This window comes from Allomuricauda sp. ANG21 (genome assembly GCF_040705235.1).
Classification (GTDB): Bacteria; Bacteroidota; Bacteroidia; order Flavobacteriales; family Flavobacteriaceae; genus Flagellimonas; species Flagellimonas marina.
In genome coordinates this window covers 213617-235309 of the sequence record NZ_JBFCVT010000002.1, presented here as the reverse complement: position 1 = coordinate 235309, position 21693 = coordinate 213617, and the positions used below count along the sequence as shown (strand labels likewise).

22 protein-coding genes are annotated in these 21693 nt (G+C 42.1%); 11 read left to right on the top strand and 11 right to left on the bottom strand.

Features of this window, described 5'->3' with window-relative positions:
- Nucleotides 1-65 precede the first annotated feature (65 nt).
- The gene (locus AB1A65_RS03390; RefSeq protein ID WP_207096174.1) at nt 66-1067 is read right to left on the bottom strand and encodes a MoxR family ATPase; all 1002 of its coding nucleotides are present in this window, start codon (nt 1065-1067) and stop codon (nt 66-68) included.
- A 158-nt stretch (nt 1068-1225) separates the two neighbouring features.
- Here AB1A65_RS03390 and AB1A65_RS03385 point away from each other — a divergent pair, with 158 nt between their 5' ends.
- Genes AB1A65_RS03385 through AB1A65_RS03375 form a run of 3 tightly spaced genes read left to right on the top strand, consistent with a single transcriptional unit; the run spans nt 1226 to nt 4006 of the window.
- Nucleotides 1226-2098 carry an aldo/keto reductase gene (locus AB1A65_RS03385; protein ID WP_366585644.1) on the top strand — a complete coding sequence of 291 codons (873 nt, stop codon included), beginning with the start codon at nt 1226-1228 and terminating at the stop codon, nt 2096-2098.
- 11 nt (nt 2099-2109) lie between these two features.
- Nucleotides 2110-2868 carry an SDR family NAD(P)-dependent oxidoreductase gene (locus AB1A65_RS03380; RefSeq protein WP_366585642.1) on the top strand — a complete coding sequence of 253 codons (759 nt, stop codon included), beginning with the start codon at nt 2110-2112 and terminating at the stop codon, nt 2866-2868.
- Between the two features lies 1 nt (nt 2869).
- Nucleotides 2870-4006, top strand: a complete 1137-nt coding sequence (locus AB1A65_RS03375) for an ATP-binding protein (RefSeq protein WP_366585640.1) — start codon at nt 2870-2872, stop codon at nt 4004-4006.
- Here the strand turns inward: AB1A65_RS03375 and AB1A65_RS03370 are convergent.
- Both AB1A65_RS03370 and AB1A65_RS03365 read right to left on the bottom strand, forming a co-directional pair.
- Entirely contained in the window at nt 4003-5979 is a 1977-nt protein-coding gene (locus AB1A65_RS03370; RefSeq protein ID WP_366585638.1) for an alpha-amylase family protein, read from the bottom strand. The genes AB1A65_RS03375 and AB1A65_RS03370 overlap by 4 nt on opposite strands.
- A complete protein-coding gene (locus AB1A65_RS03365; protein ID WP_366585636.1) occupies nt 5933-6877 on the bottom strand; it encodes a carbohydrate kinase in 945 nt (314 codons plus the stop codon). Before AB1A65_RS03365 ends, AB1A65_RS03370 begins: the two co-directional genes overlap by 47 nt.
- Nucleotides 6878-7033: 156 nt before the next feature.
- Here AB1A65_RS03365 and AB1A65_RS03360 point away from each other — a divergent pair, with 156 nt between their 5' ends.
- Together AB1A65_RS03360 and AB1A65_RS03355 are read left to right on the top strand one after the other, a co-directional pair.
- Nucleotides 7034-7759, top strand: coding sequence for a metallophosphoesterase family protein (locus tag AB1A65_RS03360; RefSeq protein ID WP_366585634.1), 726 nt, complete (start codon nt 7034-7036; stop codon nt 7757-7759).
- A gap of 42 nt (nt 7760-7801) precedes the next feature.
- The gene (locus AB1A65_RS03355) at nt 7802-8797 is read left to right on the top strand and encodes an acyl-ACP desaturase (protein ID WP_366585632.1); all 996 of its coding nucleotides are present in this window, start codon (nt 7802-7804) and stop codon (nt 8795-8797) included.
- Here AB1A65_RS03355 and AB1A65_RS03350 read toward each other — a convergent pair whose 3' ends face one another.
- From AB1A65_RS03350 to AB1A65_RS03325, 6 genes are all read right to left on the bottom strand, one after another.
- A complete protein-coding gene (locus AB1A65_RS03350; RefSeq protein ID WP_366585630.1) occupies nt 8798-9346 on the bottom strand; it encodes a hypothetical protein in 549 nt (182 codons plus the stop codon).
- A 415-nt stretch (nt 9347-9761) separates the two neighbouring features.
- Nucleotides 9762-11315 carry an aldehyde dehydrogenase family protein gene (locus AB1A65_RS03345; RefSeq protein WP_366585628.1) on the bottom strand — a complete coding sequence of 518 codons (1554 nt, stop codon included), beginning with the start codon at nt 11313-11315 and terminating at the stop codon, nt 9762-9764.
- Nucleotides 11316-11385: 70 nt separating this feature from the next.
- Nucleotides 11386-11757, bottom strand: coding sequence for a DUF1304 domain-containing protein (locus AB1A65_RS03340; protein ID WP_366585626.1), 372 nt, complete (start codon nt 11755-11757; stop codon nt 11386-11388).
- On the bottom strand, nt 11757-12299 hold the full coding sequence (locus AB1A65_RS03335; RefSeq protein WP_366585624.1) for a 3-hydroxyanthranilate 3,4-dioxygenase: 543 nt from the start codon (nt 12297-12299) through the stop codon (nt 11757-11759). Before AB1A65_RS03335 ends, AB1A65_RS03340 begins: the two co-directional genes overlap by 1 nt.
- 117 nt (nt 12300-12416) lie before the next feature.
- The gene (locus AB1A65_RS03330; protein WP_366585622.1) at nt 12417-12926 is read right to left on the bottom strand and encodes a CAP domain-containing protein; all 510 of its coding nucleotides are present in this window, start codon (nt 12924-12926) and stop codon (nt 12417-12419) included.
- 153 nt (nt 12927-13079) lie between these two features.
- Complete coding sequence (locus AB1A65_RS03325; RefSeq protein WP_366585620.1) at nt 13080-13607, bottom strand: CvpA family protein; 528 nt, start codon at nt 13605-13607, stop codon at nt 13080-13082.
- A 59-nt stretch (nt 13608-13666) separates the two neighbouring features.
- Here AB1A65_RS03325 and AB1A65_RS03320 point away from each other — a divergent pair, with 59 nt between their 5' ends.
- Genes AB1A65_RS03320 through AB1A65_RS03310 form a run of 3 tightly spaced genes read left to right on the top strand, consistent with a single transcriptional unit; the run spans nt 13667 to nt 16007 of the window.
- A complete protein-coding gene (locus AB1A65_RS03320) occupies nt 13667-14023 on the top strand; it encodes a hypothetical protein (RefSeq protein ID WP_366587047.1) in 357 nt (118 codons plus the stop codon).
- 1 nt (nt 14024) lies between these two features.
- Nucleotides 14025-14333 carry an antibiotic biosynthesis monooxygenase gene (locus AB1A65_RS03315; protein ID WP_366585618.1) on the top strand — a complete coding sequence of 103 codons (309 nt, stop codon included), beginning with the start codon at nt 14025-14027 and terminating at the stop codon, nt 14331-14333.
- Nucleotides 14334-14339: 6 nt separating this feature from the next.
- A complete protein-coding gene (locus tag AB1A65_RS03310) occupies nt 14340-16007 on the top strand; it encodes a glycerol-3-phosphate dehydrogenase/oxidase (RefSeq protein WP_366585616.1) in 1668 nt (555 codons plus the stop codon).
- Here the strand turns inward: AB1A65_RS03310 and AB1A65_RS03305 are convergent.
- Nucleotides 16004-17005, bottom strand: coding sequence for an NAD(P)H-dependent glycerol-3-phosphate dehydrogenase (locus tag AB1A65_RS03305; RefSeq protein WP_366585614.1), 1002 nt, complete (start codon nt 17003-17005; stop codon nt 16004-16006). The two genes, AB1A65_RS03310 and AB1A65_RS03305, sit on opposite strands and share 4 nt — an antisense overlap.
- A 124-nt stretch (nt 17006-17129) precedes the next feature.
- Here AB1A65_RS03305 and AB1A65_RS03300 point away from each other — a divergent pair, with 124 nt between their 5' ends.
- Nucleotides 17130-18050: a nicotinic acid mononucleotide adenyltransferase gene (locus AB1A65_RS03300; RefSeq protein ID WP_366585612.1), complete on the top strand. Its 921-nt coding sequence runs from the start codon at nt 17130-17132 to the stop codon at nt 18048-18050.
- 96 nt (nt 18051-18146) lie between these two features.
- Here the strand turns inward: AB1A65_RS03300 and AB1A65_RS03295 are convergent, their stop codons facing one another.
- Nucleotides 18147-18989 carry an AraC family transcriptional regulator gene (locus AB1A65_RS03295; protein ID WP_366585610.1) on the bottom strand — a complete coding sequence of 281 codons (843 nt, stop codon included), beginning with the start codon at nt 18987-18989 and terminating at the stop codon, nt 18147-18149.
- 128 nt (nt 18990-19117) lie between these two features.
- Here AB1A65_RS03295 and AB1A65_RS03290 point away from each other — a divergent pair, with 128 nt between their 5' ends.
- Complete coding sequence (locus AB1A65_RS03290) at nt 19118-20083, top strand: phytanoyl-CoA dioxygenase family protein (RefSeq protein ID WP_366585608.1); 966 nt, start codon at nt 19118-19120, stop codon at nt 20081-20083.
- A gap of 82 nt (nt 20084-20165) precedes the next feature.
- On the top strand, nt 20166-21692 hold the full coding sequence (locus AB1A65_RS03285) for a SulP family inorganic anion transporter (protein ID WP_366585606.1): 1527 nt from the start codon (nt 20166-20168) through the stop codon (nt 21690-21692).
- The last annotated feature ends 1 nt before the right edge of the window (nt 21693 follow it).

Sequence of the window (21693 nt, the reverse complement as noted above, 5' to 3'; positions counted from 1 at the left end):
GTTCAAGGAATAAGCTTTCTGGTTGGTTAAAGTATGTTTTTACTTTACCGAGAAACATTGAACCGTTACGGTACCTCTACCTCGTTTACAATCTTGTTTATGATTTCTTCTGAAGTAATGTTTTCCGCCTCAGCCTCATAGGTTATTCCAATACGGTGACGCAATACATCGTGGACTACGGCCCTAACATCCTCGGGCACAACATATCCCCTTCTTTTAATGAAAGCGTAGCATTTGGATGCATTGGCCAAATTGATACTTCCCCTTGGGGAGGCACCAAAACTGATGAGGGGTTTTAGGTTTTCCAGATTGTATTTTTCTGGATATCGGGTGGCGAATACCAAATCCAGTATGTATTTTTCAATTTTTTCATCCATGTAGACGTCCCGAACGGCCTCTTGAGCACTCAAAATCTGTTTTAAGGTCACCACAGGCTTCACCGGCTCGTGGGCTCCTTTAAGATTTTGTCGAATAATGAGTTGTTCCTCGTTCAACTTGGGATAGTCAATAACGGTTTTTAGCATAAAACGGTCTACCTGAGCTTCAGGAAGTGGATAGGTTCCTTCTTGTTCCACTGGGTTTTGTGTGGCCATTACCAAAAATGGGGCATCCAGTTTAAAAGTTTCGTCCCCAATGGTCACCTGCTTTTCCTGCATGGCCTCCAGCAACGCGGACTGCACTTTAGCGGGAGCTCTGTTGATTTCATCCGCCAAAACAAAATTGGCAAAAATGGGTCCCTTTTTAATGGAAAAGTCATTTTCCTTGATGTTGTAAATCAATGTTCCAATAACATCCGCAGGTAAAAGATCGGGGGTAAACTGAATTCGGCTAAAACTTCCCTTTACTGCTTTCGCCAGCGTATTGATTGCTAGCGTCTTTGCAAGGCCGGGAACACCTTCCAAAAGAATGTGGCCTTGGCCCAGAAGACCTATGAGCAATCGTTCAACCATGTGGGTCTGCCCTACAATGGCCTTGTTCATCTCAACCTTGAGCAGGTCGATAAAAGCACTTTCCTGGGCAATTTTCTCATTCACAGCACTAATATCAATAGTAGTGTTTTCTTCCATATGAAGCTTTATTGTTTGGTGTTTGTGTTGGCGTTTTAGCTAAGGGGTGCAAAATGAAAATTTATTTAAAATTCGCCTGTTAATTAATGGTTAAAAAAATTGGTAAAGCCCTAGTTTTATGAAGGATTTAAGGGTTTATTTTTATACTTTCACCCTATATGCAACAGACAGATACGTATTCCAGAATTATATCTGGAGCAATGACATGGGGAAGTTGGGGCAAAAAACTTTCCAAAAATGAAATGATCAATGTAATGCAACACTGCATTGATGCCGGATTGACCACCTTTGATCATGCTGATATTTATGGCAGTTATTCCACCGAAGCGGATTTTGGAAATGCCTTTGCTGAAAGTGGAATCAAGCGTTCAGCTATTCAACTGATTTCCAAATGTGGAATCCAAATGACCAGAGGGCGGGACAATCAGTTGAACCATTACCAATATGACAAGGATTATATCATTTGGTCGGCTGAACAATCCTTAAAAAAGTTGCACACGGAATATTTGGATCTATTGCTTTTACACAGGCCAAGTCCATTGATGGAGCCATATGAAATTTCCGAAGCTGTGAATGCATTGTTGGAAAGCGGAAAAATCAAATCATTTGGAGTGTCCAACTTTACGCCATCCCAAATTGCCATGTTGGAAAAAGCCATTCCCGTTTTGGGAAATCAAGTGGAATTTTCGCTGACCCATGACGAGCCCATCTATGATGGCACTTTTGATGACTGTATTGCCAACAAACGAATGGCAATGGCATGGAGTCCATTGGGATGCCTGTTCCGGGAAAACACCGAACAGACAAAGAGAATACGAAAAGCCATGAAACCTTTGATGGAAAAATATGATGCTGATGAAAGTCAGCTGCTCTTGGCGTGGATATTGAAACATCCGGCCAAGGTATTTCCGGTCATAGGAACCACAAATAAAGAGCGAATAATCTTGGCCGCCAAGGCCATGGGCTTGGATTTGGAACTTCAAGATTGGTTTGCCCTGCTTGTGGCGAGTCAAGGCCATGATGTACCTTAAAAACGAATAGTATGAAGGAGAAAACTGCACTGATTACAGGTGCTACTAGCGGAATTGGTAAGGCTACTGCCGAAATTTTTGCAAAGCAAGGAATCAATCTGGTACTCTGCGGACGCCGGAAAGAGCGGTTGGACGAATTGAAAGCAACTTTGGGAAAAACCATAAAAGTTGAAACCTTAAGTTTTGATGTTCGGGATAGGGAAGCTGTTTTTGCATCGATAGAAAGTCTCCCGAAGGAGTTTAAATCCATTGACATATTAATAAACAATGCAGGAAATGCACATGGCCTCCACCCAATTGACAAAGGAAGTTTGGATGATTGGGATGCTATGATGGACATTAACGTAAAGGGGTTACTGTACGTGACCAAAGCGGTGTTGCCCCAGATGGTGGAGCGAAAGGCTGGGCACATCATAAATGTTGGTTCCATCGCCGGTAAGGAAGTCTATCCCAATGGAAATGTGTACTGTGCCTCTAAATATGCCGTGGATGCCTTGAATCAAGGTATGCGTATCGATTTAAATGCACACGGGATTAGAGTGGGAGCCGTTAATCCAGGTATGGTTGAAACCGAGTTCAGTGATGTGCGGTTTAAAGGGGATACGGATAGGGCTGACAAGGTTTATCAAGGATTGCAACCTTTGGTTGCAGCGGATATTGCAGATGTTATTTTGTTTGTGGTCACCAGACCGTATCATGTGAATATCGCCGATTTAATGATCTTGCCCACGGCCCAAGCAAGCTGCACTGTTGTGAAGAAGGACTTATGATATGATCAACAAACGCCTACTGGTTAAAAATCTTCTAGCGCATAACGACGAGAACAGCTTTTACGACAAAAAGCGCTTTATTTCCATAGGTGAAAAGGAAGGGAAAGCCAAGTTTTTAAAGCATGTCTGTGCTCTCGCCAACAGCAATCCCAAGAACAACAGCTTTATTGTAATTGGAGTGGAAGATTCGGATAATGAGATTGTTGGGGTTGACTTTTTTGATGATAGCAAGATTCAGAATTTGGTAAATGCCTATCTGGATAACCCGCCCATTATTTCCTATGAAAATATCCCTTTTCCCCATTTGCCCGAAGGGAAAGTAGTGGGCTTGGTCACCATTAGATCCAATGGAAAGGTCTGTGCCCTTCGAAAAAATATCTGGAAATATTACGGAGGGGCCGTTTTCTTTCGGGAAGGGAGCATAAGCCTTCCCAAGGCTTTTGATATTGAGTTGAAGGACATCAATTCTGAGGTGGTGGCCACAATTGAGCAACATGCTCGAAACAATATTGAGCTTACTCTGGATGCCGTGATCAACTTCATGAATACAAGACATCCTGATCTTACCAGTGATTACAAAGTTTTCAAGGAACAGTTTGTGGTCTGTTGGGCCGGGAACAAAAAAAAGGTAAAGAACAAGGTCTATTATTCTAGGGTGGATATTGAACTCATTAATGAACAGGTAAAGCTTTTCTACTCCGCTTTGGATGAAATCACTATTGATTACGACGATGACTCCTTCAGCACCTTGGAATATGTGCAATTGGGATTGGGTTCACAACAGAAATATTACCCTCTGGAGGAATTGATGATCACATTTTCTGAAAATGGCAAGTATACCATAAACAGCAAATTAGTGTTTGAGCCGCCCCAGTACGATAAAAAAACCTTGCACCATGTGTACAATACAAATAATGCTCTATTACAAAAACTTGAAAAGCAAATTACCCTAACTCCGGCTGAGCAAGCGGACCTTACCCATTTGCCAGCTACGTATCTTATCTGCTATCTGAATGGTTTTGAAGAGGCTAAAGAACAGATGGACCGCTCCAGACCCCTTCTTAAAGTGTACAATGACAATGTGTATCAATCCTTGAAGGAATCACAACGAATTCTTAGAAAAGTTCGATACAATTAGGCTCTTTGCAGCCAAAACATTTGGTAAGGTAAGACTTCCAAGAGGCCACTGTTTATCTCTATTTTTTTGTTGGAAACCAAATCTTTGGGGTCACCTTGGGCAAAATACCCCAGCTTTTTGACCCAACTGGTTTCAATGACCTGCGGATTTTCGTCAAAATTGCAAATGACCAGCAGCCCTTCTTTTTTAGAATTGCTTCGCTCAAATACTAGAATGTGGTCATTACCTGTGTGATATAGTTGCACATCATTACAATCGGCAAAAACAGGGTTTTCCTTTCTGATGCGAATCAACTTTTGCAGTGCATGAAATATTTTGGCCTGGGGCCGTTTTTCGTCATCCAATTTGGCAATCATATCCCAATCCTGCATAGGTCGATTGAGCCATCTGCTGTCATTCTTTTTGGACTTGTCCTTCAGATAGGAGTAATCGTTTAGTGTACCAATCTCATCTCCAGCATAAATCAATGGAATTCCACCAAAAGCAAAAGTAATTCCATGTAGCATGATGATTTTTGCAATGGAACCTTCAATCATTTCCGGGTCATTTTGGGCCAACCCTTTTTCAAGCCCTAAGAGCGATGCAGCACTTCCAGTAATACGCCCATCTCCCGTTTTTGGATTGTACATAAAGACTTGCCCCGTAGCGGGTGACCAATCCAACCGCTGACAATAGTAATCCAGCAAAAACTTGCGGTGCATTTCGGGGTTTAGACCTAATTCATAGAGCAGATTGTTTTCATATCCCAAACCAATATCATCATGGCAACGGATATAATTTATCCAAGTGCAGTCTTTGGGTTTGGGAGGCACATGGGCCCAACTTTTGTAGAGCAACTGTGTTTTTTTAGTGGCAATGGAATTCCACAAAAGTGCCATTAAAGAGGCATTGTATGCAATTTCACACTCGTTGCCTTCTTTTTGGTCTTCCCCAAAATATTTAATAATATCGGTGGGGGCCACAATGGCTTCGGCCAAAAGCACAACGCCAGGAGCCACCACTTGCAGGCACATTCTAAACAGTGCTATGAGATTATGGGCTTCTGGGAGGTTTTGGGAAATAGTGCCTATCTTTTTCCAAAGAAAGGCCAAGGCGTCAAATCGAACCACATCTACCCCCATGTTCACTAGTTTTACCAGATTGGCCAACATTTCCATGAAGACTTCTGGGTTGGTATAATTTAGGTCCCATTGATAGGTGTTGAAGACTGTCATGACCCATTTGTTCATCTCGGGGATATGGGTAAAGTTGCCCGGCGAGGTTTCTGGGAATACTTCTGGAAGTGTTTTTTCATATTCCTTTGGAATGGTATCATCCTCAAACGTGTAGTAATAGCCCTGATATTTTTTATCTCCTTTCATGGCTTTTTTGGCCCAAGAAAACTCGTTGGAGGTATGGTTCACCACAAAATCCAACATGAGAAATATTCCTTGTTTGCGGAACTCGGAGGTCAACTCTAATAAATCTTCCTTTGTGCCGTACTTTTTGTCCACCTCATGATAACTGTTGACCGCATAGCCACCATCGCTTTCGCCTTTGGGTCTTGTGGTGATGGGCATCATGTGGACAAAGTTGATACCCAATTCTTTTAAATAAGGAATTTTGTGCTGAAGTCCCTTTAGGTCTTTGTTGAAATGTTCCACATACAACTGCATGCCCATTATTTTTTGGGACTGGTACCAATTTCCGTCCTTCAACCGCTGTACATCTTGTTTTTTTAAGGCGTCAGGTCTTGTGGCAAATAATTTTGGGAGCTGGTTCAACAACTTTTTAAAGGCTTCTGAGTGTTCTTCTTCCGCATAAAGCGAGAAAAATAAGTGTTGGATGAGACTAAGGTTCGTTGTCAACCGAAGGTCAAACAGCGCATTAGAATCTTTCTCCCTGAATTGATCGGAGACCAGTCTATGTAATTTGGCTTGGTTCATTTTACTTTTCCAACTGTTCTTTGGTGGGCAGGGATGGGATTGCGCCATAATTGGTCGTGGTAATGGCCCCGGCCTTATTGGCCATTACTACCATTTTTTCTAATACATCCCGATCCTGAAAAACGGAATCGAAATTTCCCAAATCCGAGATTTGATAGAGCAAACATCCAATAAAGGCATCTCCAGCCCCAGTGGTGTCCACAGGACTTACCTCTATGCTGGGGATGAGTTTTTTTGAATCGGTAAGGCTTAATAAGGTACCTTCTTTGCCCAAGGTGACCGTGATGATTTTTGCCCCCATTTTATGAAAAAAATCACAGGCTTGGTTCACATCATTTTTTCCTGAAAGCAATTGTGCTTCCTCCAAACTAAACTTGCACAAATGGGATTTTTCAATGAAGGGCATACATTTTTTAATGAATTGCTCCTCATTTTCCTTCCACAGGTCGCTTCTAAAATTGGGATCAAAACTGATGAACATATCTTTTGTAAGCCCATCAAAAAGGTACTTTCCGTAGGCTTTTTCCAAAGAACCTCCCAGAAGGGCTGTGGCAGCTCCCAAATGTAAAATGTTGTCTTTAAGACTCTTTCGAAGCGTAGGGTCGTACTCAAGTTCTTTATCTGCGCCCCTGCTGAACACAAAATCGCGTTCGCCATCTTCGGCCAAAGAAACAAAAGCTAAGGTGGTGAAGGTTTTGGACAACTGCGCCATGGAAACATCAACACCTTCGGCTTTAAGCACGCCCAGTAAAAACTGCCCAAAAGGGTCATCACCTACGCAGCCTAAAAAAATGCTTTTTCCGCCAAGTTTGGAGATGGCACAGGCCACATTGGCAGGTGCACCACCTGCTTTTTTGGTGAAATGGGTAGCCCTGGATAAATCATTTCCTTGCTTTTCCGCAACAAAATCTATCAATAATTCACCAATACAGAATACCTTTTTCATTGAACTTTTGTAATAACGTAAGGTACATAGAAAATTATTCGTTGACCAAAAAAAGATGAGGGCTTTTTGGAAATATTGGATTGTTTTGGGGCAAAACTTTAGGCAGAATTTCACATAGGTGGGATCTTTTGTCCGTATTTTTGTAAAAAATTTTCTATGCGAACATTGGTTGTGGGTGACATCCATTCTGGATTAAAGGCATTAAAGCAAATTTTATCCAAAGCAAAAGTTACCCCAGACGACCACCTTGTTTTTTTGGGGGATTATGTAGATGCTTGGAGTACTGCAGTGGAAACCATTGATTTTTTAATTGATTTACAGAAAGAGTTTAACTGCACCTTTATTCGGGGAAATCATGATGAACTTTGCAGGGATTGGTTGTTGACCAAAAAAGAGAATCCACAATGGTTGGCCCATGGCGGTACGGCCACCAGAGATTCTTATTTGAATGATGATAGGGAAGATTGGAGCTCCCATCTCGATTTTTACGCTGGGTTGGAGAACTATTATCTTGCCGATGATAACAGACTGTATTTACACGCAGGCTACACCAATTTAAAGGGGATAGAGTTTGAATATTTTGAACAATCCTTCTATTGGGACAGGACCTTGTGGGAACTGGCCACGGCTATCGATTCAAACTTGGACCCAGATGACCCTAAGTTTCCCAAAAGATTGACCCATTACAAGGAAGTCTTCATAGGGCATACCCCACTGTCCAAGAATACGGTGGTGGAACCACAAAGCGGTGCAAATGTCTGGAATGTAGATACCGGGGCGGCTTTTATGGGAGGACTTACCATAATGGACGTGCAAACCAAAGAGTTTTGGCAAAGTGATCCCGTTCACACATTTTATCCAGGGGAACGAGGCCGGAACTGAGACCAAAAGAGTTCAAAAATCTCATTAACTAAAAAGCACTATATGTCAATAAAGAACATACGATTGGAAGTAATGCAAGCCATTGAGCCCAAAGTTGAAGGGTTTATGGATTCATTTTTGATTCCAACAGAAAAAATATGGCAGCCCACAGATTTCTTGCCCGATTCCCAAAGTGAGGATTTCTATGATCAAATTGAGCAGATTCGGGGTGAAGCAAAGGAATTGGGCTATGATTTTTGGGTGACACTGGTTGCCGATACCATTACCGAAGAAGCCTTGCCCACCTATGAATCTTGGTTGATGGATGTGGAAGGAATTGATCAGCACAGCGGAAAGGAAAATGGTTGGAGCAAGTGGGTGCGCGCATGGACCGCCGAAGAGAACCGCCATGGCGATGTTCTGAACAAGTATCTGTACCTATCTGGAAGGGTGAACATGCGGGAAGTTGAGATTTCCACCCAGCATTTAATATCAGATGGCTTCGATATCGGTACGGACAGAGATCCCTACAAAAATTTTGTATACACTACATTTCAAGAGTTGGCCACCAACATTTCGCACAAGCGCGTGGGTATGATGGCTAAGAAAAAGAGCAATGGTCTCTTAGCCAAAATGTGCAACATTATTGCAGGTGATGAAATGCGCCACCATTTAGCGTACCGGGAATTTGTGAAGACCATTTTGGAGCAGGATCCCAATGGAATGGTCCTTGCCTTTGCCGATATGATGAAGCGAAAAATTGTAATGCCCGCCCATTTTTTGAGGGAATCAGGGGGCAGTATTGGTACTGCATTTGAACAATTCTCAAATTGTGCCCAACGCTTGGGGGTTTACACGGCACAGGATTATATAGACATCCTTAAAAAACTGAATGAATATTGGGCCATTGGCCATTTAAGAGGACTTTCGGACCAAGCGGAAAAAGCACGTGATTACCTCATGAAACTTCCAGACAGGTTGCAGCGTATTTCTGAACGCATGCAATTTTCTCCGGACCAGCATAAATTTAAATGGGTGGAGGCCAACGGAATGTTGTAGTTAAAATTTACCAGCCCTGTGCTTTTCTTGCCATTCGTGCAATTGTTCCCAATGTCCTTCATGGGCCATTTTAGCTTGCATGGGCCAAGAAGCAGGGTCATGGATTCTGTATCGTTTGCCACCAGAGTTGAGGATTTCTTGGCATTTATTCGCCGAAGTTTCGGAAAGTGCTTTCCATGTTTTAATGTCAAAATTGTGGAATAGTTCTTGGATTTTAGGCCCAATGCCCTCCACTATTTTTAAATCATCCTTTACAACTTTTTTGCCCATTGCCGCTTTGGCTACTTGTGCGTCAAAAGAAAGACTGGATTTGGTAGATGTTGAAATGGGTTTGGGTTTTGGCATCTTGGCCGCATCTGCTTGTTTTTGACAGGCCTCAAGATCTGATCGTAGTTTTGCATTTTCAATCTCCAATGTTTTTAAAAGTGATGTGTGATCAACAGTAGGGGCACTGTTTCGTTTCCCAAGTAAATAGCCAATAATGCCGATGGTGATGGCGACTATCGCTAAAACAATCCAAAATAAGATGTCAAAAGTATCAGTTTCCATGGGGTTGTGTTTGATGGATATAACAATGCCATATCAAGAAGGATAAACACCTAAAATTGGGCTACGGAAGACTTGGTGAAACAAGTCTTAAAGTATTAAAAAAACCTTAAAATTCCGAATTTAATTTATAGAATATGAGCGAGTTGGAAGCAGTTTTAGGAAAATAGAACGAAACCTGGGACAGAAAATCAATCAAAAAATACCAACCATACACTTTTTGAGACCACTGACACGATAGCCTCTGGAATATTCCTGAAAAGGCAGGAAATTAGCGGCAAATATTAGGTAAGAAACCCTATTTCTCCCGACAAGGTTCCGGCATTGGAGTAGGGTTTAACTAAGTTAAGTTTGAGTTAGTTAAGTTGGTTTTTTAAGATCGCCCATCCAGTGTTCATCCTAGATGGGCGGCTTTATTTTACAAGTCAAATTTAATGCCTTGGGCCAAAGGCAACTCTGTGGTATAATTAATGGTATTCGTCTGTCTACGCATATAGATTTTCCAGGCATCCGATCCACTTTCACGTCCGCCTCCAGTGTCTTTTTCGCCTCCAAATGCTCCCCCAATCTCTGCGCCAGAGGTTCCAATATTTACATTGGCAATACCACAGTCCGATCCTTCTACCGAAAGAAAACGCTCCGCTTCACGCAAATTGTTGGTCATTATGGCCGATGACAGGCCTTGTCTGACCCCGTTTTGTATTTCCAATGCGTTTTCAAGATCACCGCGATATTTTAAAAGGTACAAAACCGGGGCAAAAGTTTCATGCTGAACAATTTCAAAGTGGTTTTCAGCCTCGGCAATGGCAGGTTTTACATAGCATCCGCTTTCATATCCTTCACCTTCAAGCACACCACCTTCAACCAAAATGTTTCCACCTTCAGCCTTAACTTTTTCCAAGGCAGATAAGTAGTTTTTTACCGCATCCTTATCGATTAGTGGACCAACATGGTTGTTTTCATCCAACGGATTACCAATGCGTATTTGCTGATATGCATTGACAATGGCATCTTTTACTTTGTCGTAGACATCTTCATGAACAATTAGTCTTCGGGTTGAGGTGCAACGTTGTCCGCATGTTCCTACCGCCCCAAATACAGCTCCAATCACCGTGTTTTTGACATTGGCATCTGGTGTTACGATTATGGCGTTGTTTCCTCCGAGTTCCAAAAGAGACTTTCCAAGGCGTTCACCAACGGTTTTTGCCACAATTTTTCCCATTCGGGTAGAGCCTGTAGCTGAAATCAACGGGATTCGTTCATCCTTGGTCATAAACTCCCCTACGGTATAATCGCCGGTAATTAAACAGGAAATTCCCTCTGGCACACCATTTTCCGAAAAGACACGGGCAGCGATATTTTGGCAGGCAACGGAAGTCATTGGCGTTTTCTCAGAACCTTTCCAAATACAGGCGTCGCCACAAACCCAAGCTAGGGCAGTATTCCAAGACCAAACTGCAACGGGAAAATTAAATGCGGAAATGACACCTACAACCCCAAGCGGATGATATTGTTCATACATGCGGTGGCCGGGGCGTTCGCTGTGCATGGTAAGTCCATGCAATTGTCTAGAAAGGCCCACAGCAAAATCACAGATATCAATCATTTCCTGAACCTCACCTAAACCTTCTTGGTAGCTTTTTCCCATTTCATAGGAAACCAATTTGCCCAATGGTTCCTTTAAGCGGCGGAGTTCGTCATTAAACTTTCTAACAATCTCGCCACGTTGGGGTGCCGGCATGGTCCGCCAAATTTTAAACCCTTTTTGGGCAGAGGTGATAACTTTTTCGTAATCTTCGCGAGTAGTGGCCTTTACCTTACCAACAAGGGAGCCGTCAACGGGTGAATAGGATTCTATGATTTCACCATTTGAGAACCATTCCTTACCGGTGGAAGTGCCATTATTTATTTCTTTGAGCCCAAGTTCTTCAAGGGCTTTGTCCATTCCAAAATCAATAGCAGTTTCTGACATTTATAACTTTTTATGTGTGAATTGTTATATTTTTTCAAAATTACAAATAATCCTGATGGATAATGCTGTTTTAGAGGAAAAGGTGAAGCAGGAGCAGGACAATTCCGATCAAAGCTGGAAGCGCCTGTACCGTAAAGATTTTTTTTGATGCTGTTGCAGCTCCATAAATTCCAGCCACGGCCACACATCCCAAAAAGAAAAACGCTACATAAATCTGCCAAATAGGGTCCGTAATGATTAAAGACCATAGTAATCCTGCAGAAAGAAAGCCATTGTATAGCCCTTGATTGGCGGCAAGGGTCTTGGTGGGTTCAAACAAATGTTCCGGGAATTGCCGAAACACTTTTTTGGCCCTGGTGGTCCATGCAAACATCTCCAACCACAGAAAGTAGAGATGGAGCAAGGCCACGACGGCAACAATTATTTTAGCGAGGATAAGCATTATTCTTCTTTGGATACAAAGCGTTCATCAACTGGCATAACGGTGCCACATTTGTCACAGGTGCGCAATTCTTTGGAGCCATAGAAATGTTTAAAATGGCTAAGAAAATCCTTTTCAATATCATTTAAGGTAAAATACACTTCGTAGAGTTTATGGTTGCAATTATCACAGAACCACAACAACCCATCATCGACCTTCATATCTGCTCTTTTTCGCTCCACTACCAAGCCGATGGAGCCCTCTTTTCGTGCTGGGGAATGCGGAATTTTAGCTGGATGCAGGTACATATCCCCCGGACCAAGCTTCATGGTCCTTTTCTCCCCATTTTCTTGGATATGGACTTCAATACTCCCTTCCAATTGGTAAAAAAGCTCTTCGGTTTCGTTATAATGATAGTCTTTTCGGGCATTGGGCCCCGCTACGATCATAACAATGTAATCGCCGGCCTCCTTGTATAAGTTTTTGTTGCCAACCGGGGGTTTTAGGGTATCCCGATTTTCCTCAATCCATTTATTCAGGTTAAAAGGTGCCTTTATCGCCATAGCGCAAGATTTTACGAAAGGTAAAAAAAACCTTGCTGGAAACATAGTGTTTGGAAAAAGAAAAGCCCCTTCAGTGAGGGGCTCCATTGTTGCCTAAAACGAATGTAAATGGGTCAGTTATTCCACTTTTAAGAATATCTGTGTGTAATAGGGTCTACCATCTTTGTCCAATTGCACGCTTAAGGTAGAATGGGTAAAATCTCCTTCCATGGCCTCTCTGTGTGATGAACTCTTCAACCAACCCTCTAAAGTTTTCTCGGCTGAGGTGTAATATCTTGCCACATTTTCCGATACACCTATAGCATCCGTTTCGGCTGCTATTTGGGTGGCACGGTCCTCAAAATTATCATGGCTTAACTTGCCTTTGGAAATCATGTATTGGTTGTGCTCTTCGGCATATTTATAGGAAGATGGACTGTTCTGAAGGACATTTTCACCAATTGAAGTTCTATGTTGGTTCACTAAATCCAGAAGATCTTTTTCCATTGACACGGGATCAACCGTTACTTTTTCATTGCCAAGAAATGCTTCTGTGTATTCCTGTTCGTCTTGTTGTGAGGTAGTGCTGCACATGCTAACAACAAAGGCAAGGCTTATGACCAGCAGTTTGCCATATATCTTTTTCATTTTCGGGGTGTTTTTCGGGAGTGTTCTACGTTCCCTAAGTGTTCTGCGCACTAATGTAGTTGAGAGGCTTGCATTTACCACAAAATGTCCGCAGAAGGCAAATTCTTACGTTGAATTGCAAACAGTGTCCATTTATCGAGAAAAGAAAACACTTTATATAACCTCCATGTTAGGGTTGGAAGGAGCTTGCTCTTTTTCTTCTTCCTCAAGTACGAGAGCAAAAACAAAGGCCCCAATTTCTTTGAGAGGCTCGTAGAACACAGATTGTTTTTTGGTTTCTTCGTTAATGAGGTTCAAAGGAGTAGCAAGTCGTTCAAAAAATATCAGCATGGCACCTAATATAATGGCCACTTTGAGTGCGCCAAAAATTCCACCGGCAATCTTGTTTAAAAGTCCCAACATGGCAAAATCCGCGATTTTGGTCAAGAATTTACCCGCAAAATTCACCAGAAGTATGATGGCAAAAAAGGTAATCAGGAATGCTGTCAATTTAATGTATTGGTCACTCCAGTTCAATCGCTCTGCGAGATAATCCCCTGTGATATAGGAAAAATGGATGGCTCCATAAATTCCTGCAATGAGGGCCACAAGGGATGCCACTTCAACAAAAAGCCCATTTTTAAGACCTTTATACAGCCCCCAGACCAAAAGAATTCCCAAAACAATATCCAAAAAGCTCATACACGGGTTTTAACAAATATAGAATATTGATTTGTACCTTTGGAATTCTTATCAAGAACATGTCCAGAGACGAAAAATTAAAGGAACGGTGGGAGCTTTTGGTGGAAAAATTGTCCGCTCAGTTCTCCGATGGTGACCCCTTGGAAATGGATGGTATCATTTATTTGGTAGGGGTGCAGGAACTCGGCAATTTTCACCGAAATTTTAAAAAGGATGAGAAAATCAACCTGATGCATATTGCCATTTGTAGGTTGTTGGAACCGTATGGCTACTACGATTTTGATTTTTTTGATGATGAAGGTTGGCCGCATTACAAAATCAAAGAGCAATTACCACCTTTGAAGGCTGGAGAACAAACCGTTTTAATGAAGGAGGCCTTGGTCAATTATTTTTTGGAAAAAGAATATATTCTCTAATATGGAATTGCAAAAACCCTATTATGCCGTTATTTTCACCAGTACACGAACCGAGGGTGACAATGGCTATGGTCAAATGGCCGAAGAAATGGAACAATTGGCCCGACAGCAGCCCGGTTTTTTGGATTTTGAAAGTGCCAGGGATGGATTGGGGATTACCGTAAGCTATTGGGAAAGCTTGGAGGCCATTGCCAACTGGAAATCCAATATGGACCACAGAGTCGCGCAACGAAATGGCATTAAAACATGGTATTCGTGGTATAAGGTTCGGATTTGCAAAGTTGAACGGGAATATGAATTCACCAAATAAAATAATATGAGCCAGAACATTCCTTTTACAAACCTAAACCGAAAAAAGACGCTTCAAAAAATAGCAAAGGAGAACTTTGATCTTGTGGTTATCGGCGGAGGTATTACAGGAGCCGGCATTGCTTTGGACGCCTCTTCCAGGGGACTCAAAGTCCTGTTGTTGGAAAAGGGCGATTTTGCTTCGGGCACCAGCAGTAAATCCACAAAATTGATTCATGGGGGACTCCGCTATTTAAAACAGTTCGATTTTTGGTTGGTGAAGGAGGTAGGTTCCGAAAGGGCCATTGTGCACAAATTGGCACCTCATCTTGTCATTCCCGAAAAAATGTTGTTGCCCTTGATTGAAGGGGGCTCTTATGGAAAATGGCTCACCTCCATCGGACTAAAAGTCTACGACATTTTGGCCCAAGTTTCTGGGGATGATAAACGACAGATGTTGGAGAAAAAAGAGGCCTTAAAATTGGAACCTCTCTTGCCCAAAAAAATATTGAATGGAGCAGGCTATTATGCCGAGTACCGTACAGATGATGCCCGACTTACGTTGGAAAACATTAAGACCAGCCTCAAATTTGGAACACAGGCCTTGAATTATGCCCAGGTCACTGATTTTGTGTATGAAAATGAACGTGTGGCAGGTGTGCAATTTAAAGATGAGGTATTTGGGGATGAGTTCAGTGTTTCCTCAAAATATGTAATTAATGCAGCAGGGCCTTGGGTGGATGAACTCAGGTCCATAAACCATTCCAAAAGAGGTAAACGACTGCATTTGACCAAGGGAGTGCATCTGGTTTTTCCGAGGGAAAAGCTTCCCGTACAACAATCGGTCTATTTTGATATTCCAGATGGTAGGATGATGTTCGCCATTCCCCGTGGAAAAATTACTTATGTTGGCACTACGGACACCAATTTTAACTTGGATAAAGACCATGTGACCACAGACATTGCCGATGCCATTTATTTGATATCTGCCGTGAACAACATGTTCCCTGATATTAATTTGGAGCTAAGTGATATTGTTTCCTCTTGGGCTGGATTACGCCCTTTGATTCATGAAGAAGGGAAATCAGCTTCGGAACTTTCACGAAAGGATGAAATCTTTACCTCCGAAACGGGATTGGTGAGCATCGCTGGTGGAAAATTGACGGGCTACCGCAAAATGGCAGAACGAACGGTAAATCGAATTGCGAGGCATCTGGAAGAGAATCACGAAATGGAATTGGAGGCGTGCACCACCGACAAAATACCGCTCTGCGGAAGCGATTTTAAAAAGTTCAAGCATGTGAAAAAATACATGGCCCAACTTTTTGATCGCATCAAGGACAGCGGTTTTACGGAATATGATGCTTGGTATTTGGCAACCACTTATGGCAAACAGACCGAGACCATTTTGGAGAACTATTCCGCTATTGGTGGCTCAGATGTGCACGAGCGCATGATTCGAGCCGAGGCACAATTTGCAATTGCCCATGAGATGGCCTTGAGCCCGTTGGACTTCTTTATCAGACGAACGGGGCGCCTTTACTTCGACATTGAAAGTGTACGGAAATACAATGCTCCGGTTTTTGAAGAGTTTCAGAAAGCTTACAACTATTCAAATGAAGCAATGGATGTATTTTCCAAAGATTTGGATGTGCAATTAAAGGAGCATTCCGATTTTTCTTTGGAGCGGGATTAATCCAGCTTCTCCGTTAACTTTTCAAAAACTTTCTTGGGGTTTTTGTTTTTGTAGAGTACTTGGTAAACCGCATTGATGATGGGTGTTTTGGACTTTTTCTCCAATTTATCCATCAACAAGTGTGCACTTTGGGTTGCATAATACCCTTCGGCCACCATGTTCATTTCCATCATGGCACTTTTAACCGTGTACCCCTTACCGATCATATTTCCGAACAATCGGTTTCTACTAAAGGTGGAGTAGCCCGTCACCAACAAATCGCCCAAATAAGCCGAAGCATTGATGTTGCGCTTCATTTTGTAGACGCGGTCAATAAATCGTTTCATCTCACGGATGGCATTACTCATCAACACACTTTGAAAGTTGTCTCCATACCCAAGACCGTGGGCAATACCTGCGGCAATGGCATAAATATTCTTCAGCATGGCAGCGTATTCGGTACCTATAATGTCATCAGAAATTTTAGTCCGGATGTAGTCACTTTTTAATGCTTGGGCCACCAGTTTGGCATTATTGGCATCGGCACAAGCAATAGTGAGATAGGACAGGCGTTCCAAAGCCACTTCCTCAGCATGACACGGCCCAGTTATCACGCCAATATTTTTAAAGGGCAAATTATAGTTTTTATGGAAGTGCTCTCCAACAATAAGTCCAGTTTCGGGAACAATACCTTTAATGGCCGAAAACACAATCTTGTCTTCCAAAGAAGCTTCTAAGGCCTTGAGTTCGGTATCCAAAAAAGCGGATGGAATAGCGAAAATCAAGACGTCTGAGGTTTCCACAATTTGGTTGATATCATGACTGAGCCCCAATTTGCCCACATCAAATTCCACAGAACTGATGTAGTTGGGATTGTGACCCTCCTTTAAAATGTGCCGAATGGCAGATTCATTCCGCATATACCACCCAACGGTAGACATGTTCTCCGACAACATCTTTACCAGGGCGGTTCCCCAGCTTCCTCCTCCAAAAACACCAAACCTAAGTTTGTCTTCCATGCTCACAATTTAGTGAGCAAAACTAAAAAATATATCATTCTCTTTGTTAAATACTGATTATCAAAAAGTTATGTGTTTTGGCATGATGCTTGGTCTATGTAGGTTGAATGTTAAAACCTCGATTATGAAAAATGGAAAACTACTTTTTGGAATTTTACTGATAGCGTTTTTGGCCAGTTCGTGTTACACCGAGGTGATTTTGGAAGACGATTACATTGAGGCATCTCCCGTGAATACCGCTTTGGTTTTGGAATCGTATGATATTTGGTACATCGATATCAACGCTACCCAAGGAAATGGTGAAGTTCCCTTTCTGCAACGCGCCTTTACCCTTTCTTTTGATAGGGGTGTGGTCTATGCCAATAACAACTTGGTGGGAATTGGAAAAACCGGAAACGGTCTGGGGATTGATGTGGGAACATACGGAACTTTCAGTGGAACAGTGGAAGTGGACCATGATGTCGATGGACTTTGGCTATTGGATGTCTATGCCGTAAACAACAATACCTTGGAATTGTACGACCCAAATTCAAATACTTCATACGTATTGCGGGGATACCAAAGGAATAATTTTGATTATGACATGGTTTTCTATGACAATATTCACTATTTCTTACAGGAATATCAGGTTTGGGAGAAAACCTTTGTCAGTGAAGAGGGAGCCCTAAATGAGTTCGATGAGGAGAATTACCTACAGTTTTTTGCAGGCAACATAGGCACATTTAGATCATCCATTGATGTTTCTGGAACCCCTTTGGTCAATTTACAATGGGACTATGAAGGTGATTATGAGGTGTTTGATGTGGCCAACGATGTTACACTTAAAACTTTAACACTCGATTATGACTACTTGGGCAATGATTATTTTGAAATCTACGTTATTAATGACAGTACTATTGAGCTGTACCACGTGTCCAGCGGAACTATATATGAGTTTACAGGAAGAGGGTTCCAACAGTACTTGAAATCGGGCAGTGAGACAGGTAAAATGAGGGTAAAAACCAAGAATCCTGTCATGAATGTGGTCCGACAAAGAAAAATGTAAGGAAATAGTATGGTCTTCGACTATACAAACAAGTTTTTTGGTTGGTTATTTAGTTAAGTATCGCCCCGAGCACCTTTGCTCGGGGCGGTTCTTTTTTTAGTGGTTTCTTGTTTTGTAGGCTGAAGGATTCTCCCCGCTGATCTTTTTAAAGGTTCTATTGAAATAGGACAAACTTTCAAAACCACATTCAAAACAGGTTTCGCCAATGTTCCTGCCCGTTAGGAGCAATCTCTTGGCCTGAGTAATGCGGTATTGGTTTAAAAAATTACTGAATGTACTCCCTGTATTTTTTTTGAAATATCGGCAGAAGGCTTCCTTACCAAGATTGACCGATTTAGCAATATCCTCCAAGCTAATCTTTTTGGAATAATTCTCATCTATGTAGGAATACACTTTTTGTAGACGCTCCTGTTGTTTATTGGCTTTGTCATTTATGATAGGATTTGCGTGCAATAGTTCAAATTCATCACTCTTTGCCAAAAGTTTCAGTAATTGTAAAATCTTAATGAACTGCTCAAACCGATTCATCGACTGCAATTCCATCATAATTTTTCCAACCACAGTTTTTGTTTTCCCATAAAAAGCAATACCATGTTGCGATTTGTCCAAAAGCTCATAGACATCCTCCAGTTCCTCAATTTCGGCAAAAACCTTCTCCTTAAAAGATGCACTTATGTGAAGCACTTCTTTATGATAAGCTGTTTTAATGCCATAATCAAAATTGAGGTGGGGAATATTTGAGCCAATCAGTACCAGATCGCTACCGTTAAAGTTTGAAATATGGTGTCCTACATTGCGCTTACCATTGGCCCCTTCAATGTAGACCAACTCAAACTCTGGATGAAAATGCCAAAAAAAGAGATCGTTCAATTTAGGGTTATGCAACAAATGGAAAGAACTCTTATCGTTGGGCTGTATGTTTTCAAGTTGTATTTTCACTGAATTGCTTAAATATTTTTAAAAATAATCATTAAAAGTCAATATAGTTCAAATATTGGTCAACTCTAGGGTGGAACCCTGTACACAGCCCATGTAGTTTTGGTATATCAGTTTTAAACTAAAAAAACATGCAACAGAAAATGGAAATGGCCAATAAGGCCCATGAAGCAATACCTGGGAATCCATCCACAGCAACCAGTAGTAAAAAGAAGCTTAATGATAGATCCAATGGCGAACCTTTACGAGTGCTCTCCGAAGAAGATTGGTCATTTTGGCTAGAGAACGGCTACATTGTGATAAAAAATGCGGTTTCAAAAGAACAAGCCAAGGCTACTGCCGATTTTTTATGGGAGTTTGATGAAAAAGACCCGAGCAACCCAGAAACGTGGTACACACCTCCGCGTGCAGAAATGAAAATGAAAGAACTCACGGGTACCGGAATGGTGGAAGTCTACAACCATCAACATTTGTGGAACAACAGACAGACCCAAAGGGTGTATGATGCCTTTGTGGACATTTGGGGCACCGAAAAGCTGTGGGTGACCATTGATAGGGCCAATTTGAATATGCCCCAACGCCCGGGAGAAAACAAAAAAGGGTTTATTCATTGGGATTATGACCCTGAGACCAGACCGCAAAATGTGCAGGGGGTTTTGGCTCTGGCTGATCAAACCGATGAAAATATGGGAGGGTTTCAATGTATTCCTTGGCTCTATCGAAATTATGATACATGGAAATTAACGCAACCTGAAGACCGTGACCATTTTCAACCTGATGTAACAGGGCTGGAAGACAAAATTGTAAAAGTAAAATTGGAAGCGGGCGATTTATTGATTTTCAACAGTACACAACCGCATGGCATCCGGCCAAATAAATCTGGAGATAAGGTTAGGGTTGCACAGTACATTTCTATGATGCCCGCTGAAGAAGAAAATATGGAAATGCGGGAATGGAGAATCAGTTCATGGAAAAATAGAATTGCTCCAGAGGGGTATGCTTTTCCTGGAGATCCAAGAAAATGGGAACAAACTAAATATAATACTGCAAAACTAAGTCCTCTCGGCGAAAAGTTATTGGGGTTAACTAACTGGTAGATTGTCAAATCCTTAAAAATCCTTGGTCCATTAGGGTCTTGTACTGAATAGTGTTATTTTTGCCCGCTTCAAGAAAGAAGCCATGAAAAAGTACCTTAATCTTTTCGACTTTTCACAAAAGGTAAACTACAGAACCGAAATATTATCTGGTCTCACCGTGGCCTTGGCCTTGGTTCCCGAAGCAATTGCTTTCGCGTTCATTGCGGGACTTTCACCTTTAACTGGACTATATGCAGCTTTTGTCATGGGCTTGGTCACCTCTATTTTGGGAGGTAGGCCCGGTATGATCTCAGGAGCAACCGGGGCAGTGGCAGTTGTCATTGTGAGTTTGGCGCAACAATACGGGGTGGAATATGTTTTTGCCACCGTAATCCTGGCCGGACTTCTGCAGATGGCCGCAGGATTGCTACGCTTGGGGAAATTGATGCGCTTGGTGCCCCAGCCCGTAATTTTCGGATTTGTAAACGGATTGGCCATAATTATTTTTATGTCACAGCTGAGTCAATTCCAGACTGCAGATGGAGCTTGGTTGACCGGCAGTACACTGTATATTTTTTTGGGATTGGTTTTTTTGACTATGCTCGTCATTTGGGGACTGCCTAAATTGACCAAGGTAATTCCTGCATCTTTGGCTGCCATTCTTTTGGTTTTTGGCATTGTGTTTTTCTTTGGGTTGGATACACGAACTATTGGGGATATCGCATCAATTCAGGGAACCTTTCCTCCTTTCCATATTCCTGATTTACCATTTACGTTGGAAACCTTGGAAATCATTTTTCCCTATGCTGCAATTGTAGCCGGAGTTGGGTTGATAGAAAGTTTATTGACCTTGAACATAGTAGACGAAATCACCGAAACCCGAGGTCGTGGGAACAAAGAGGCTGTAGCCCAAGGAACGGCCAATATTCTCTCAGGATTGTTTTCTGGGATGGGTGGATGTGCTATGATCGGGCAAAGTTTGATCAATACTTCCAACGGTGCAAGAGCCAGATTATCTGGTATTGTAGCCGCTTTAATGCTCCTTGCTTTTATCATGTTTGGGTCTAGTTTGATTGAAAAAGTACCCATGGCCGCACTTACCGGACTGATGATCATGGTTGCACTGGGCACCTTTGAATGGGCCAGTTTGCGAACTTTTAGACGTATGCCAAAATCTGATGTTTTGGTCATGGTTTTGGTGACCTTGGTAACCGTTTTTCTCCACAATTTGGCCTTGGCCGTTTTGGTGGGCGTTATTATCTCTGCCTTGGTGTTTGCCTGGGACAACGCCAAACGTATTCGGGCTAGAAAACGAGTTGATGAGGATGGGGTAAAACATTACGAAATCTACGGTCCCCTCTTTTTTGGAAGCACCACGCTTTTTTCAGAGAAATTTGACGTCTTGAACGATCCCGATGAAATCGTGATAGATTTTGCCGAAAGCCGATTAGTGGATATGTCGGCCATTGAAGCTGTGAACAAAATCACCGAACGTTACAAAAAAGTAGGCAAAAAAGTACACCTAAAACATTTGAGCCGAGATTGTAGAAGATTATTGGCCAATGCCGATGACATCATCGAGGTAAATGTTTTGGAAGATCCAACCTACAAAGTTGTGGTAGATAGATAAG

Bases quoted from the DNA above. Each gene is read 5' to 3' on its own strand.
- AB1A65_RS03355 (WP_366585632.1), top strand. From the start codon at position 7,802: ATGTCAATAAAGAACATACGATTGGAAGTAATGCAAGCCATTGAGCCC.
- AB1A65_RS03370 (WP_366585638.1), bottom strand. From the start codon at position 5,979: ATGGCGCAATCCCATCCCTGCCCACCAAAGAACAGTTGGAAAAGTAAA.
- AB1A65_RS03300 (WP_366585612.1), top strand. From the start codon at position 17,130: ATGAAAAATGGAAAACTACTTTTTGGAATTTTACTGATAGCGTTTTTG.
- AB1A65_RS03290 (WP_366585608.1), top strand. From the start codon at position 19,118: ATGCAACAGAAAATGGAAATGGCCAATAAGGCCCATGAAGCAATACCT.
- AB1A65_RS03305 (WP_366585614.1), bottom strand. From the start codon at position 17,005: ATGGAAGACAAACTTAGGTTTGGTGTTTTTGGAGGAGGAAGCTGGGGA.
- AB1A65_RS03330 (WP_366585622.1), bottom strand. From the start codon at position 12,926: ATGAAAAAGATATATGGCAAACTGCTGGTCATAAGCCTTGCCTTTGTT.
- AB1A65_RS03390 (WP_207096174.1), bottom strand. From the start codon at position 1,067: ATGGAAGAAAACACTACTATTGATATTAGTGCTGTGAATGAGAAAATT.
- AB1A65_RS03360 (WP_366585634.1), top strand. From the start codon at position 7,034: ATGCGAACATTGGTTGTGGGTGACATCCATTCTGGATTAAAGGCATTA.
- AB1A65_RS03310 (WP_366585616.1), top strand. From the start codon at position 14,340: ATGAGCCAGAACATTCCTTTTACAAACCTAAACCGAAAAAAGACGCTT.
- AB1A65_RS03340 (WP_366585626.1), bottom strand. From the start codon at position 11,757: ATGCTTATCCTCGCTAAAATAATTGTTGCCGTCGTGGCCTTGCTCCAT.
- AB1A65_RS03385 (WP_366585644.1), top strand. From the start codon at position 1,226: ATGCAACAGACAGATACGTATTCCAGAATTATATCTGGAGCAATGACA.
- AB1A65_RS03285 (WP_366585606.1), top strand. From the start codon at position 20,166: ATGAAAAAGTACCTTAATCTTTTCGACTTTTCACAAAAGGTAAACTAC.
- AB1A65_RS03335 (WP_366585624.1), bottom strand. From the start codon at position 12,299: ATGGCGATAAAGGCACCTTTTAACCTGAATAAATGGATTGAGGAAAAT.
- AB1A65_RS03325 (WP_366585620.1), bottom strand. From the start codon at position 13,607: ATGAGCTTTTTGGATATTGTTTTGGGAATTCTTTTGGTCTGGGGGCTG.
- AB1A65_RS03345 (WP_366585628.1), bottom strand. From the start codon at position 11,315: ATGTCAGAAACTGCTATTGATTTTGGAATGGACAAAGCCCTTGAAGAA.
- AB1A65_RS03375 (WP_366585640.1), top strand. From the start codon at position 2,870: ATGATCAACAAACGCCTACTGGTTAAAAATCTTCTAGCGCATAACGAC.
- AB1A65_RS03320 (WP_366587047.1), top strand. From the start codon at position 13,667: ATGTCCAGAGACGAAAAATTAAAGGAACGGTGGGAGCTTTTGGTGGAA.
- AB1A65_RS03365 (WP_366585636.1), bottom strand. From the start codon at position 6,877: ATGAAAAAGGTATTCTGTATTGGTGAATTATTGATAGATTTTGTTGCG.
- AB1A65_RS03380 (WP_366585642.1), top strand. From the start codon at position 2,110: ATGAAGGAGAAAACTGCACTGATTACAGGTGCTACTAGCGGAATTGGT.
- AB1A65_RS03350 (WP_366585630.1), bottom strand. From the start codon at position 9,346: ATGGAAACTGATACTTTTGACATCTTATTTTGGATTGTTTTAGCGATA.
- AB1A65_RS03315 (WP_366585618.1), top strand. From the start codon at position 14,025: ATGGAATTGCAAAAACCCTATTATGCCGTTATTTTCACCAGTACACGA.